Genomic DNA, 13,082 nt, shown 5'->3' on the forward strand with positions numbered 1-13,082 from the left:
TGCTGAATCGTTAAGGCTTCATCGTTCCCGGCGCGGCCTTGGGGATGTTCGGCGCTGCCGGCGGGCTCGTTCTCGTCGCCCAGCTCCACATAGGGCCGTATCCGGAGGGGGTCGAAATCCTCCGCGGCCGCCGCCTCGGCCGTACGCGCTTCGAGAAGGGCCTCGGACGCGCGGCGGCCGCACGCGCAGGACGGCGTGCCGTCCGAGGCCCTGGGTGTGGAGCACTCCGGGCATATGTGACTGTTCGGTTCACTCATGTGTCGTTCCTCCCCGCGAAGACTCCAGAGTTTAAGCAAACGGTCGCCACAGAATCTCCCAGGCGCCCCAGGAATCACGGGTTCCGGAAGTGCTCGACAGGCCATAACCGGTCACACCGGCCACGATGGAATGCAGAGCGGAGGAAGGGGAAACCGGGGACGCTGTACGAGACCCTCGGGCCCTCGGGAGGTCTTCATGACGGACGACACCGACGACACCGGCGACACCACGGAGAAGGCGGAGAAGAGCACCACCCTCACCCCACGCCCGCACGGCGCGCCCGTCGCCGAGCGGGTGCCCGGTGGCGTGATGGTCTCCATCGGCGCCCTGCTGACGGGGATGCTGCTGGCGGCGCTCGACCAGACGATCGTGGCGACGGCGCTGCCGACGATCGTGAGCGACCTCGGCGGGCTGGAACACCTGTCGTGGGTGGTCACGGCGTACCTGCTGGCCGCGACGGCGGCGACTCCGCTGTGGGGGAAGCTGGGGGACCAGTACGGCCGGAAGAGGCTGTTCCAGACGGCGATCGTGATTTTTCTCATCGGGTCGGCGCTGTGCGGAATGGCGCAGAACATGCCCCAGTTGATCGGATTCCGGGCGCTTCAGGGCCTCGGCGGCGGCGGTCTGATGGTGCTGTCGATGGCGATCGTCGGGGATCTCGTCCCGCCACGTGAACGCGGGCGCTACCAGGGGCTGTTCGGCGCGGTCTTCGGCGCGACGAGCGTGCTCGGGCCGCTGCTCGGCGGGTTGTTCACCGAGCATCTGAGCTGGCGCTGGGTGTTCTACGTCAACCTGCCGGTCGGAGCGGTGGCGTTGGCCGTCATCGCCGCCGTGCTGCGCATCCCGCGCCGGACCGAGCGGCATGCCATCGACTACCTCGGCACCTTCCTCATCGCCTCCGTGGCCACCTCCCTGGTCCTGGTGGCCTCCCTCGGCGGCACCACCTGGGACTGGGACTCACCGCAGATCGTCGGCCTCGCCGTGCTGGCCGTGCTGCTCACCGCCGCGTTCGTGGCCGTCGAGCGGCGGGCCGCCGAACCCGTCCTCCCCCTCAAGCTGTTCCGCGTCCGCACCTTCACCCTCTCCGCCGTGATCAGCTTCGTCGTCGGCTTCGCGATGTTCGGGGCGATGACGTACGTGCCGACGTTCCTCCAGGTCGTGCACGGTGTGACGCCGACCATGTCGGGTGTGCACATGCTGCCGATGGTGTTCGGGCTGCTGCTGTCCTCGACGGTCTCCGGGCAGATCGTCAGCCGTACGGGCCGCTGGAAGGTGTTCCCCGTCGTCGGCACGGCCGTCACCACGCTCGGCCTGCTGCTCCTGCACCAACTCGACGCCGGCAGCGGCGACGGCGAGATGAGCGCGTACCTCTTCGTCTTCGGCCTCGGGCTCGGCCTCGTCATGCAGGTCCTCGTCCTCATCGTGCAGAACGCCGTCTCGTACGAGGACCTGGGCGTCGCCACCTCCGGCGCGACCTTCTTCCGGTCCATCGGCGCCTCGTTCGGCGTGGCCGTCTTCGGTACGGTCTTCGCCGGGCGCCTCGGCGACAAGCTCACCGACGCGCTCGCCGGGGCCCGACTCCCGTCCGGTGTCAGCGTGGACGGGCTGCAGGCGGACCCGCGCGAGATCGCCGAACTCCCGGCCGCGCTGCGACCGCCCGTCCTCGACGCCTACGCCTCCGCCATCACCGACGTGTTCATCTACGCCGCACCGGTCGCCCTCCTCGGCTTCGTCCTCGCCTGGTTCCTGCGCGAGGACCGGCTGCGGGCGTCCGTCACCGCCCCCGACGCCACCGAGACGCTCGCCAGCAACCCCGTCGCGCGGTCGTCGTACGACGAGGTGTGCCGGGCGCTGTCGCTGCTCGGCTCGCGGGAGGGGCGGCGCGAGATCTACCGGACGATCACCGCGCGGGCCGGCTACGACCTGCTGCCCGCCGCGAGCTGGCTGCTGCTGCGGATCAGGAAGTACGGCTGGGCCGAACCCGCCGTGCTCGCGGAACGCAGCGCCGTGCCGCTCGACGTGATCATGGCTGCGAGCCGGCAGGTCGAGGAGCGCCGCCTCGCCCGCCGCGAGGGCCTCGACCTCGTCCTCACCGACACCGGTCACGAGGCCGCCGAGCGGCTCGCCAAGGCCCGCGAGGACTCCCTCGCCGAACTCCTCGGCGACTGGTGGGGCCCCGACCGCCCGACCGACCTCGTCCACCTCGTCGAGGAACTCAACGCCGAACTCTGCGGCTCGGACGCCGAACGCCCCCACGACGCGCGGACGCTCACGCGACCGGCGAGGGGAACGTCCAAGGCCGGTACGCCCCCGACGTCTACGTCAGTGTCTTCGTGAACCAGTGCTCCGCGTACGGGTGGTCGTTGTGCGGCGCGCTCTCCTCGTAGCCGAGGCGGGTGTACAGCGCACGTGCCTCCACCAGGTCGCCGCGGGTGTCGAGGACGATCCGCTCGGTGCCGAGCGCCCGGGCCGCGTCCTCGGCGGCCGACACGAGCAGCGCGGCACCGCCCTTGCCGCGCGCCTCCTCCAGCAGGAAGACCCGCTTCAGCTCGGCCGTCGCGGCGTCCATCAGCCGCACCCCCGCCGTACCGACCGGCTCGTCCCCGTACCGCGCCACCAGCAGCACCCCGCCCGGCGGCGCCAGATACTCCCCGGTGTCCGCCGCGACCTCGCGCTCCAACTCGTCCGGGTCCGTGGCGTGTCCCTCGTGCAGCAGATACCAGCGGTCGCTGACCTCCGTGTAGTACGCCCGCCAGAGCGCGGCGGCGACGGGGGAGTCGTGGGGCTCGGGGGCGATGGCCCACAGGGGCGCCGTACGAGGCATGCGGGGCACGCGGGTCATGCGGGTCATGCGGGTCATGCGTGTCATGGCGGGTCATTGTCGGGAGGGGGTGCGGGTGGCCCGCAAACGATTTACGGGGCCGCCGCGTCCGACCACGGGCCGTAGTTCTCCTGGGCGCTTGCCGTTTGAACGAAGGGGTTCGGGCAACCCGGTGCGAAACGGCCCGTTGGGGCGAGACGCCCGGGCCGAGGACTCTGGAAGGCATTCATGTCCACAGGCTTGATCATCGCTTTGATCGTGATCGTGGCGGCCGTGGTCGTCGTGGCGGCCGTCCTGACCCGGCGAGCCCGCGCCGGTGCGGGTGGCGGATCGTTGAAGCGGCGTTTCGGACCGGAGTACGACCGGACCGTGACCCGCCATGACGGTGACGAGCGGGCCGCCGCCCGGGAGCTCGCGGAGCGCGTGAAGCGGCACGGCTCGCTGGAGAAGCGGCCGCTGCCGGGCGCGGAGCGCGAACGGTACGAGTCCCGCTGGGCCGCCGCCCAGGAGCGCTTCGTCGACTCGCCTCGCGAGGCGGTCGCCGAGGCGGACCGGCTGCTCGCCGAGGTGGCCGGGGCGCGTGGCTTCCCGGGCGGCGACCGCTACGAGACCCAGTTGGAGGCGCTCTCCGTCCACCACGCCCACCATGTGCACGGCTACCGCCGGGTGCACCTCGCGGCGCACAGCAACGGCGCCGCCCCCGGCACCGGCACAGGCACCGGCACCGAGGAGATGCGCGAGGCCATGATCGAGGCCCGCGCGCTGTTCGAGGACCTGGTGACACCGGACCGCCGGGATGCGCGGGCGGACCGTGCCGGCAGCGCCGGGCGCGAGGGCCTCGGCCACCGTCACGGCAAGGCGCGGCGCGACGAGCGCGACGGTACGGCCGCCGACGGCCGCCACCGGTCCCATCTGCCATCGGTGCTCACCAGGCGCCACGCGAAGGGGAGTTGACGGGTATGACGGACGACGTGACGAGGGTCGAGGGCATCCGCGAACGCGGCCCGCGCGAAGCGCGGGAGACGCGGGAGGCGGACGCGAGCCGTGACGGCGTGAAGGGCACCGGAACGGCGCCCGGCACCCGGCCGCCGACGGACACGACGAGCTCCGCGGTCACCACGGGCACGGGCTCTGCGGGCGGCATGAGCCCCGCGGGCACTACGGGCTCCACCGGCAGCACGAGCCCCGCGGGCGGCACAAGCTCCGCCGCGGGTGCCACCGGTACCCACGCCGCCGTCGTGGCGGGTCACGACCGGACCGACGAGCGCGGTGGCGGCGGTCACCTCCTGCCCCACGACGAGTGCGACAAGCTGAACCTGCGGATGCAGCATGCGCTCGGCGGATTCGTCGACGGGCCCCGGTCCGCCGTCGAGGAGGCCGATCACGTACTGGAGGAGGTCACCGCCCGCTTCACCGACGCGATGACCCAGCGGCGCCGCACCCTCCGCGCCACCTGGCAGCCCACCGCCGAGGACCGCGCGACCTCCGCCGACACGGAACAACTCCGCCTGGCCCTCCGCGACTACCGCGAACTCACCGAACGGCTGCTCCGGCTGTAACCCCGCCGACAGCCCCCCCGACGAGGCCGCGCCCCCGGATCGTGCGCCGGGGACGCGGCCTCATGTTTCGCGGGGGAGGGGACGCTTACCGGCGCTGACAGGGTGCCGCTGCGCCCACCCGTGCCGCCCCAGCGGCACGACTGCCCGCAGCTGGGACGACGGCGTCGCGCCCCTTCAGGGGCGCGGGGAACTGCGCGATCAGCCACCGACGACCCGCAGTCGCCGTACTACAGAACCCCCCGAGCTGTCAGGCGCCCGACCGAGGAGCAATCGGCGCCCGACCACCCCATCAGCCGCCCGACCCAGCCCCCCGCCGACCACGCCACTCCTCAACCACCGCTTCGACGTCATACGGCTTCAAACCCAGAGGCGGCCCCGGCGGCGGCTTGAACATCATCTCGCTGATCTTGGCGTTGATCTCGGTGATGATCTTGCGGACGAGGCGCTCGGAAGGGGCCACGGCGGCCGCGGCCAGCGCGTCCTCCGCCTCCTTGCGGAGCGCCAGCGTCGGCGGCAGGACGGACATCCCCTCGCGGGCCATCTTCTGCTTGATCCACCAGAGCTCGTCGTAGGTGGTGTCGTCGCCGCTCAGGGGGCGGCCCGCGCCGGGCAGGGCCTGGAAATCGCCGCGCGCCTCCGCCTCGCGGATCTGTTTCTCGACGAAGGACTCGAAGCTGACACCGGGTGGCTTTCGCTCGGTCATGACTCCATTGTGCCGGAGCCCGCACAACAGGACGATCCGGCGAATTATCATGCGGCGGCGGCGCGTCAACCGTGCCGTGCGCAGCGACAATTGGAGTTTGACCCGTTAGGAGCGGTACGTGCTCGAACTCACCATGGCCTCGGTCTCCGAGGCGGACGCCGGGGCGACGGCCGGCATGCAGATGGCCGACGCGCCCAGCGAGCCGGGCGCCGTGCTCCGGGTGGGCCGCGATCGGGCGGTGTGCCGGCTCGCGACACCGGACGACTGGCTCTTCGTATCCCGTGTGCACCTGGAGTTCCTGTGCGGCCCGGACGGGACCTGGCAGGTCACGTGGCTGCGCGGCTCGCACGCCGACCCCTCCTCCGAGGTACGGCTGACCCTGCTCGGCCACCCGCCGCAGCCGCTCCCGTACGGCGGTACGGCGAAGCTTCCGAACGGCGGCTCCGGGGAGCTCGTCGTCTACGACCGCACGGCCCCGCGCAGCGTCAACGTGGGCTTCTACCACGAGGCCTGATCGGCGGGACCCGGCGGTCCCTGGCGGGCTCCGGCGCGAGGTCAGTCCAGCACCCGGGCCAGCGCGAACCCGTCGTACCCCTTGCTGCCCACCGTCTGGATCGCCGTGCCGCTCAACTTCGGGTGCGTGGCGATGAGTTCGATGGCGGCCCGGGTGCCGCGGACATCCGGCTCGGTGGTGTCGGCGTCGGCGACCCGGCCGCCGCGTACGACGTTGTCGACGACGATGACGCTGCCGGCCCGGGTGAGCTTGAGGGCCCACTCCACGTAGTGCGGGTTGTTGGCCTTGTCCGCGTCGATGAAGACCAGGTCGAACGGCTCGGGGTTCTCGTCGGTCAGCTTGGGCAGCGACTCCAGGGCGGGACCCACCCGGACCTCGACGAGCGTGTCGAGCCCGGCGCGCGCGATGTTGCGGTTGGCGACCTCGGCGTGCCGGGCGCTGTACTCCAGGGAGATCAGCCGGCCGTCGGCGGGCAGCGCCCGGCCCAGCCAGATGGTGCTGTAGCCGCCGAGGGTGCCGATCTCCAGGATGCGGCGGGCGCCCTGGATCTGGGCGAGGAGATGGAGGAACTTGCCCTGGTTGGCGGCGACGTCGATGGCCGGGAGCCCGGCCGCCTCGTTGTCACGCAGGGCCGCCGCCAGGGCCTCGTCGTTCGGGGCGAGGTGGGTGGTGAAGTAGTCGTCGACGTCGTTCCAGGTCCGCGACTCGCTCATGAAGCTGTGCCTCCCGCGCCTTCCATCAGGACAGTTACTTAGATGAGCTAAGTAGATGCGCTAATGAATATAGGCGCGGGCAGGCCCTCTGTCAGCGGTTCCAGGGAGTGTTTCAGTCGTTCGGACCGGGCTTCCGGTCCACCGACGGCGGCACGGGAGTCCCCGGCGGCACTGGCGCACCCTGCGGGTAGGCCACGGGCGCACCCTGCGGATAGGCCCCCGGCGGTATGAAGGCCGCCCCCGCCGGCGGCAGCGGCGGCTGCTTCCGCGCGTTGCGCTTGAGCACGATCGCGACGGCCACCGCCTTGATCGCGAGCACGGCGATGCCGATGCCGAAGGACACCAGCCAGCCGGGGATGCCCCACACGGTCCACATCTCGTCCACGTAGATGACCTTTCGATAGGTGTCGTCGGCCGCGGTCCGCCGCAGCGTGTGGTCGCCGGAGATCCGCTCCGGCTGCGGGAAGTCCTGCTCGACGGCCGTGAGGAAGTCCGTGCCGCCCCCGGTGAGGTCGCCGAGCGTGCCGACGGGCGCGTCGAGGCGTCCGGCGAACGTCACCCTCGGCTCGCCCCCGCCGATCGTGGAGCTGGGCTCCATGCGGTGCGCGGCGAGGACGTACAGGTCCAGAGCCTGCGGGGTGGTGGCGAGGCGCGACAGGCGCATCGGGTAGACCAGCTCGTCGCTGGCGAAGGTGAGGTGGAGCGGGTCGAGGGTGCCGGAGAGCGGGAGGTCGGAGGCGGTGTCCTCCGGCGCCAGCCGGATCGCCACGTACTCCCACTTCTGCTGGACGTACGGCTCCAGCGCCGACTCCAGCCGGTCCGGGAGCTCGAAGCCGTTCTCGTCGAGCCAGTCGCCGAGGGCGCCGGAGTCCGTGGCGGTCAGCCGGGCCACGTCGAACGGGCCGAGCCGTTCGCGGCCGACGACGTCCACCGAGGACTCGGGGTTCTGGGGCGGGGCCCCCGCCCCGTCGTAGCTCTCGAACATGTCCCACGGCCAGTCGTGCGAGCGCGGCCAGAAATACTCACGCTTCCGGTACTCGGGCGCGGTCTCCCCCTCGAGCTGGTCGAAGAGGGCCGCGTCGCCGAGCTTCACCGTCGCCCGGTTCGGCACCGGCATGATCCAGGCCGCCGTACGGGCGTCACCGGCGACCGTCAGGCTCATCACGATCTGTTCCTCGCGGCCGTCCCAGCGCACGACGGACCTCTCGCTGTCCACAGACATGCTCCGCTCGCTGTCCGGCACCATCGCGCCACAGCCGCAGGCGTACGCCGGTGCCACGAGTGACGCCAGCTGGAAGCCGAGCAGGGCGAGGACCACCACCCAGAGCCGGCCACGCGCCCACTCGGCCGGACGCGTGCGCCCCCGTACGAAACCGTTCATCCCCCGTGCCCTCCTGCTGTGCATATGCGGCTGCCGCCATGCTTCCAGGTATTTGTCAGTGGCCTGTCACAGACCCACCTGTGATGTGCATCTGTGATCTGCGTCGCGCCCTTGAGGGTGCGGGCAACCGTCCGCGCACTATCGTCATCCGGACAAAAGAAGGGCGACTCTCAGGTGAAGAGGGGGTTGCCCGCGTCTCACATCGAGGGCGGTGCGAGTCTTCTGAGTGGGACATCAACGGGGCGGGAGGACTACGGGGCGTGGCGACGGAGCAGAGCAGACCGGGCGGTGCCGTGAGTGCGGGTGTGACGGCGGCGCGGTTGGGGACGGTGCGAGCCGTGCTGTGGCTGGTCGCCGGGATCCTGGCGGTGCGGCAGATCGCGGTCGTGCTGAGCACGCCCAGAGGCGAGCGGCTGACGGATCTGGAGACCTGGGTCGGGCCCAGCGGCGTCCTGCATGTGAACGGCTCGCTGTACGACTCGACGCGGTTCACGGGCACCCCCTTCGGTGGCCTCGTCCTCAAGCCCCTCACCCGAATGGCCGAACAGGCGCTCGGCTGGGGCTGGACCTTCGGCACCCTCCTGCTGGTGGTCGCCCTCGGCCTGGTCGCCGCACGCGCCCTGCCCCAGCCCGTCACCCGGCGTACGGCCCTGCTCGCGGCCCCCGTCGCGGTCACCCTGCTGATGCTGTCGCTGCCGGTACGGAACACGCTGTACCTGGGCCAGACCAGCATCATCCCGGTGCTGCTCGTCCTCGCGGGCTGCTTCGCGGTCCGGGGCGAGCGGACCAGCGGGGTCTGCATCGGGCTCGCCGCGGCCTTGCAGCCGACCGTGCTGCTCTTCGTACCGCTGCTGTGGTTCACGGGGCGCAAGCGGGCCGCCGCGAGCACCGGGATCACGTTCGCCGGGGCCACCGCGCTGGCCTGGGCCGCGATGCCGCACGACTCCTTCACCTACTGGGTGCACCACCTCGCCGGCGTCGGCCTCGGCGGCCGGGCGGACGACCTCGCCAACCAGTCCCTGCACGGCGCGCTGCTCCGGCTGGGCCTTACGGGCCCGCTGGAGATCGTCGTCTTCTTCGCGCTGGCCGCCGCCGTCGCCGTACTCGGTATGCGGCGGGCCATCCACTACGCCCGCGACGGACAGCTGCTGCTCGCCGTCGCCGTCACCGGCTGTGTCGTGGTCGCCGTCTCGCCGACGTCCTGGAAGCACCAGCTGCTGTGGGTGCTGCTCGCGGTGGTCGGCCGGGTCGGCAAGAAGGCCTCGTCGCGGTATGTGTGGCCGGTCGCGGTCGTCCTGGTGATGACGCTGCCCGCGAAGATGATGGTGCCGAACATGGGCGCCCTGCACCCGCTGCGTGACAACGTCGTCCTGCTGGCCGCGCTCGCCGCCGCCCTCGTCGTGCCGTTCCTGTCCCGCACCTCGGAGTACTACCGGACGCCGATCCCCACGGAGTACGCCCCGAAGGCCGAGACCCGCTTCCGCTGGGCCCCGCTCCTGCGCCGGGTCGCCACCCGCCCGAACCTGCTCCTCGAACTGCTGCTGATCCGCGTCACGTACGCCGCCTACCAGCGCACCCGTCTGGAGGCCACCGGCAGCCGGGCCGCCGCCGAGGACCACGCCGGGCAGATCCTCGCCGTCGAGAAGGCCCTGTTCCTCGACATCGAGCACTGGTTCAACCACGCGGTGGTCCAGGTCGGCTGGCTGCGGAGCTTCTTCGACTTCTACTACACGTCGTTCCACTTCGTCGTGCCGCTCAGCGTCCTCGGCATCCTCTACTGGCGTCGCCCCGCCGACTACCGCTGGGCCCGCACGGCCATCGGCTTCACCACGGTCCTCGCGCTCGTCGGCTTCTTCTTCTATCCGCTGGCGCCGCCGCGCCTGATGCCCGGCCTCGGCATCATCGACACCATCCACGGCGTCCAGGACTTCTCCCAGCCGGACTACGGCAAGCTGACCGAGCTGACCAACCAGTACGCGGCGATGCCGTCCCTGCACTTCGGCTGGTCGCTGTGGTGCGGGCTCACGATCGCGCTGGTCGCGCCCAGGGTGTGGATGAAGGTGCTGGGCCTGATGCACCCCTTCTTCACGGTCCTGGCCATCGTCGCGACGGGCAACCACTGGATCCTCGACGCGGTGGGCGGCGCGGCGGTGGTGGGCGCGGGCTTCGGCCTGACGTACCTCCTGACCGGGCCGAGGACCACCGCGCCCCGTCAGGGGCGCGGGGAACCGCGCGAGCAACCGGAGACGACCGGCACCCTCGCCACGGCCGTCCAGCACAACGGCGGCGGAGTGGGTGGAGACGACGGAGGCCGGGGCGGGGCGTAGGAGAGAGTGCCCCGGCCTCCCGTTGAACGGGCCGACGGCGCCGGGAGGCCGTCGGCCCGAGTGTGACGGGGCGGTGCTCGCTCAGCCGGTGGTCACCTGAAGGTGCTTGACCCCGTTGATCCAGGCGGAGCGCAACCGGCTCGGCTCGCCCGCGAGCCTGAGCCCCGGCATCGCGTCGGCGATCGCGTTGAAGATCAGGTTGATTTCCAGGACGGCCAGGGACTTGCCGAGGCAGAAGTGCGGGCCTCCGCCGCCGAAGCCGAGGTGGGGGTTGGGGTCGCGGGTGATGTCGAAGGTGTCGGGGTCGGTGAAGACGTCCGGGTCGTGATTGGCGGAGGCGTAGAAGATGCCGACACGGTCGCCCTGCTTGATCAGCTTGCCGCCGAGTTCGACGTCCTGGGTGGCGGTGCGCTGGAAGGAGTTGACCGGGGCGGCCCAGCGGACGATCTCCTCGGCGGCCGTCGCGGGGCGCTCGCGCTTGTAGAGGTCCCACTGGTCGGGGTGGGTGAGGAAGGCGTGCATGCCGTGGGTGATGGCGTTGCGGGTCGTCTCGTTGCCCGCGACCGCCAGCATCAGCACGAAGAAGCCGAACTCGTCGGAGGCGAGGTTGCCCTCGTCCTCGGCGGCCACCAGCGTGCTGACGATGTCCTTCGCCGGGCACTGCTTGCGGTCGGCGGCCATGTTCATGGCGTACGCGATGAGTTCCATCGCCGACTGCTGGCCGACCTCCTCGGTGATGGCGTACTCCGGGTCGTCGTACGAGATCATCCGGTTCGACCACTCGAAGATCCGGATGCGGTCCTCCTGCGGGATGCCGATCAGCTCGGCTATGGCCTGGAGGGGGAGTTCGCAGGCGACCTCGGTGACGAAGTCGAACGGGCCGGGGTGGGCGACGGCCTCCCGGGCGATGTTCAGGGCGCGGTGGCGCAGGTTGTCCTCCAGCGCGCGGATCGCCCGCGGGGTGAAGACGCGCTGCACGATCTGGCGGACCCGGGTGTGCTCCGGCGGATCCATGTTCAGCAGGATCAGCCGCTGGGCGTCGATCGCGTCGCGCTCGATGTGCTCGTTGAAGCGGATGATCGCGGTGTTGACCGTCGAGGAGAACAACTCCGGGTGCGTGGAGACGTACTTGACGTCCGCGTGCCGGGTGACGGCCCAGTAGCCCTCGTCCGCGAAGCCCGCGATGCCGGGCGCCTGCGGGATCCAGTGGACCGGTTCCGTGCGGCGCAGTTCGGCGAACTCCGGGAGGGGGACACGGTGGTGCAGCAGGTCGGGGTCGGTGAAGTCGAACCCGTCGGGCAGCGCTGGACAGGGCATCGGCGACTCCTGACGGAGCATCAGATATAGGGAATTGCGGTGACCGTAGTAACGGGTTCTAGAACTAGCAAGGGGTACGGGCCTTTCCGTCAGCTTTTCAATTGCCGCACGCCCCTTGCGGTGGTGGAGCCGCGCTCAGCAGACTGCTGAAGAGAACTAGAACGCGTACTAGTTCTGCGTGGCGGGCCGGGCCGGGACGCCCCGCGCCGCGCGGGTAACCGTTGAGAGGATCCCCCATGGCCGCGGAACCCGTGATCGTCGAAGCCGTACGCACCCCCATCGGCAAGCGCGGCGGCGCGCTCGCCAACCTCCACCCCGCCTATCTCCTGGGCGAGACCTACCGCGAACTCCTCGGCCGCACCGGCATCCCCGCCGACTGCGTCGAACAGATCATCGGCGGCACGGTGACCCACGCCGGCGAACAGTCCATGAACCCCGCGCGCACGGCCTGGCTGACCATGGGCCTGCCGTACGAGACGGCCGCGACGACCGTCGACTGCCAGTGCGGCTCCTCGCAGCAGGCCTCGCACATGGTCGCCAACATGGTTTCGGCGGGCGTCATCGACGTCGGGATCTCGTGCGGGGTCGAGGCGATGTCCCGGGTGCCGCTCGGGTCCGGGTCCAAGCACGGGCCGGGGAAGCCGTTCCCCGAGGAGTGGAACGTCGATCTGCCGAACCAGTTCGAGGCGGCGGAGCGGATCGCCCGGCACCGGGGGCTCACGCGCGAGAACGTCGACTCGCTGGGGCTCGTCTCCCAGGAGCGGGCCGCCGCGGCCTGGGCCGAGGAGCGGTTCAAGAAGGAGACGTTCGCCGTCCAGGTGCCGACCACCGAGGCGGAGCAGCGGGCCGGGCAGGGCATGTGGCGGCTCGTCGACCACGACGAGGGGCTGCGCGACACGTCCATGGAGGCGCTGGCCCGGCTGAAGCCGATCATGCCGACGGCGGTCCATACGGCCGGCAACTCGTCCCAGATCAGCGACGGCGCGGCGGCGATCATGTGGGCGTCGAAGCGGATGGCGCGGGCGTTGAAGCTGCGGCCCCGGGCGCGGATCGTCGCCCAGGCACTGGTGGGCGCGGACCCGCACTTCCACCTCGACGGGCCGATCGACGCGACGAAGGCGGTGCTGGGGAAGGCCGGGATGTCGCTGAAGGACATCGACCTGGTCGAGATCAACGAGGCCTTCGCGTCCGTGGTGTTGAGCTGGGCGCAGGTCTTCGACCAGGACCTGGCGAAGGTGAACGTCAACGGCGGCGCGATCGCGCTCGGGCACCCGGTGGGTGCGACCGGGGCGCGGCTCATCACGACCGCGCTGCACGAGCTGGAGCGTACGGACAAGGAGTTCGCGCTCGTGACGATGTGCGCGGGGGGTGGGCTGGCGACCGGGACGATCATCCAGCGGCTGTAAGCCGCGGGGCGCCGGAGGAGATCCCGGATGTGGCCCTGCTGGTCGTCCCGCGACCAGCAGGGCCTTCCCCGTTGGGCGATCCC

At 71.1% G+C, this 13,082-nt stretch carries 11 protein-coding genes; 6 read left to right on the forward strand and 5 right to left on the reverse strand.

What is annotated here, in order from left to right; translation table 11 throughout:
- The first annotated feature begins 453 nt into the window (after positions 1 to 453).
- The gene (locus JIX56_RS33020; RefSeq protein ID WP_443031925.1) at positions 454 to 2,595 is read left to right on the forward strand and encodes an MDR family MFS transporter; all 2,142 of its coding nucleotides are present in this window, start codon (positions 454 to 456) and stop codon (positions 2,593 to 2,595) included.
- Here JIX56_RS33020 and JIX56_RS33025 read toward each other — a convergent pair.
- On the reverse strand, positions 2,576 to 3,082 hold the full coding sequence (locus tag JIX56_RS33025) for a GNAT family N-acetyltransferase (protein WP_257551271.1): 507 nt from the start codon (positions 3,080 to 3,082) through the stop codon (positions 2,576 to 2,578). The genes JIX56_RS33020 and JIX56_RS33025 overlap by 20 nt on opposite strands.
- 225 nt (positions 3,083 to 3,307) lie before the next feature.
- Here JIX56_RS33025 and JIX56_RS33030 point away from each other — a divergent pair, with 225 nt between their 5' ends.
- Positions 3,308 to 4,033, forward strand: a complete 726-nt coding sequence (locus JIX56_RS33030) for a hypothetical protein (RefSeq protein WP_257546015.1) — start codon at positions 3,308 to 3,310, stop codon at positions 4,031 to 4,033.
- A gap of 5 nt (positions 4,034 to 4,038) precedes the next feature.
- The gene (locus tag JIX56_RS33035; protein WP_257546016.1) at positions 4,039 to 4,638 is read left to right on the forward strand and encodes a hypothetical protein; all 600 of its coding nucleotides are present in this window, start codon (positions 4,039 to 4,041) and stop codon (positions 4,636 to 4,638) included.
- A 289-nt stretch (positions 4,639 to 4,927) separates the two neighbouring features.
- On the opposite strand, the gene JIX56_RS33040 is transcribed toward JIX56_RS33035, so the two are convergent.
- Positions 4,928 to 5,341, reverse strand: a complete 414-nt coding sequence (locus tag JIX56_RS33040) for a J-domain-containing protein (RefSeq protein WP_257546017.1) — start codon at positions 5,339 to 5,341, stop codon at positions 4,928 to 4,930.
- 118 nt (positions 5,342 to 5,459) lie between these two features.
- Here JIX56_RS33040 and JIX56_RS33045 point away from each other — a divergent pair, with 118 nt between their 5' ends.
- Complete coding sequence (locus tag JIX56_RS33045; protein ID WP_257546018.1) at positions 5,460 to 5,855, forward strand: hypothetical protein; 396 nt, start codon at positions 5,460 to 5,462, stop codon at positions 5,853 to 5,855.
- A gap of 41 nt (positions 5,856 to 5,896) precedes the next feature.
- On the opposite strand, the gene JIX56_RS33050 is transcribed toward JIX56_RS33045, so the two are convergent.
- Positions 5,897 to 6,568, reverse strand: a complete 672-nt coding sequence (locus JIX56_RS33050) for an O-methyltransferase (RefSeq protein WP_257546019.1) — start codon at positions 6,566 to 6,568, stop codon at positions 5,897 to 5,899.
- A 112-nt stretch (positions 6,569 to 6,680) separates the two neighbouring features.
- The gene (locus tag JIX56_RS33055) at positions 6,681 to 7,949 is read right to left on the reverse strand and encodes a DUF2330 domain-containing protein (protein ID WP_257546020.1); all 1,269 of its coding nucleotides are present in this window, start codon (positions 7,947 to 7,949) and stop codon (positions 6,681 to 6,683) included.
- A gap of 260 nt (positions 7,950 to 8,209) precedes the next feature.
- Between JIX56_RS33055 and JIX56_RS33060 the strand changes: the two genes are divergently transcribed.
- Entirely contained in the window at positions 8,210 to 10,276 is a 2,067-nt protein-coding gene (locus JIX56_RS33060; protein WP_257546021.1) for a bifunctional glycosyltransferase 87/phosphatase PAP2 family protein, read from the forward strand.
- 81 nt (positions 10,277 to 10,357) lie between these two features.
- Here JIX56_RS33060 and JIX56_RS33065 read toward each other — a convergent pair whose 3' ends face one another.
- The gene (locus JIX56_RS33065; protein WP_257546022.1) at positions 10,358 to 11,593 is read right to left on the reverse strand and encodes a cytochrome P450; all 1,236 of its coding nucleotides are present in this window, start codon (positions 11,591 to 11,593) and stop codon (positions 10,358 to 10,360) included.
- A gap of 236 nt (positions 11,594 to 11,829) precedes the next feature.
- On the opposite strand from JIX56_RS33065, the gene JIX56_RS33070 reads away from it, so the two are divergent.
- A complete protein-coding gene (locus JIX56_RS33070) occupies positions 11,830 to 12,999 on the forward strand; it encodes a steroid 3-ketoacyl-CoA thiolase (RefSeq protein WP_257546023.1) in 1,170 nt (389 codons plus the stop codon).
- The last annotated feature ends 83 nt before the right edge of the window (positions 13,000 to 13,082 follow it).

The sequence above is a fragment of the Streptomyces sp. CA-210063 genome (genome assembly GCF_024612015.1).
In the GTDB taxonomy this organism is placed as follows: Bacteria; Actinomycetota; Actinomycetes; order Streptomycetales; family Streptomycetaceae; genus Streptomyces.

Coding starts and splice junctions, on each gene's coding strand:
- JIX56_RS33020 (WP_443031925.1), top strand. CDS start 454: ATGACGGACGACACCGACGACACCGGCGACACCACGGAGAAGGCGGAG.
- JIX56_RS33025 (WP_257551271.1), bottom strand. CDS start 3,082: ATGCCTCGTACGGCGCCCCTGTGGGCCATCGCCCCCGAGCCCCACGAC.
- JIX56_RS33030 (WP_257546015.1), top strand. CDS start 3,308: ATGTCCACAGGCTTGATCATCGCTTTGATCGTGATCGTGGCGGCCGTG.
- JIX56_RS33035 (WP_257546016.1), top strand. CDS start 4,039: ATGACGGACGACGTGACGAGGGTCGAGGGCATCCGCGAACGCGGCCCG.
- JIX56_RS33040 (WP_257546017.1), bottom strand. CDS start 5,341: ATGACCGAGCGAAAGCCACCCGGTGTCAGCTTCGAGTCCTTCGTCGAG.
- JIX56_RS33050 (WP_257546019.1), bottom strand. CDS start 6,568: ATGAGCGAGTCGCGGACCTGGAACGACGTCGACGACTACTTCACCACC.
- JIX56_RS33055 (WP_257546020.1), bottom strand. CDS start 7,949: ATGAACGGTTTCGTACGGGGGCGCACGCGTCCGGCCGAGTGGGCGCGT.
- JIX56_RS33065 (WP_257546022.1), bottom strand. CDS start 11,593: ATGCCCTGTCCAGCGCTGCCCGACGGGTTCGACTTCACCGACCCCGAC.
- JIX56_RS33070 (WP_257546023.1), top strand. CDS start 11,830: ATGGCCGCGGAACCCGTGATCGTCGAAGCCGTACGCACCCCCATCGGC.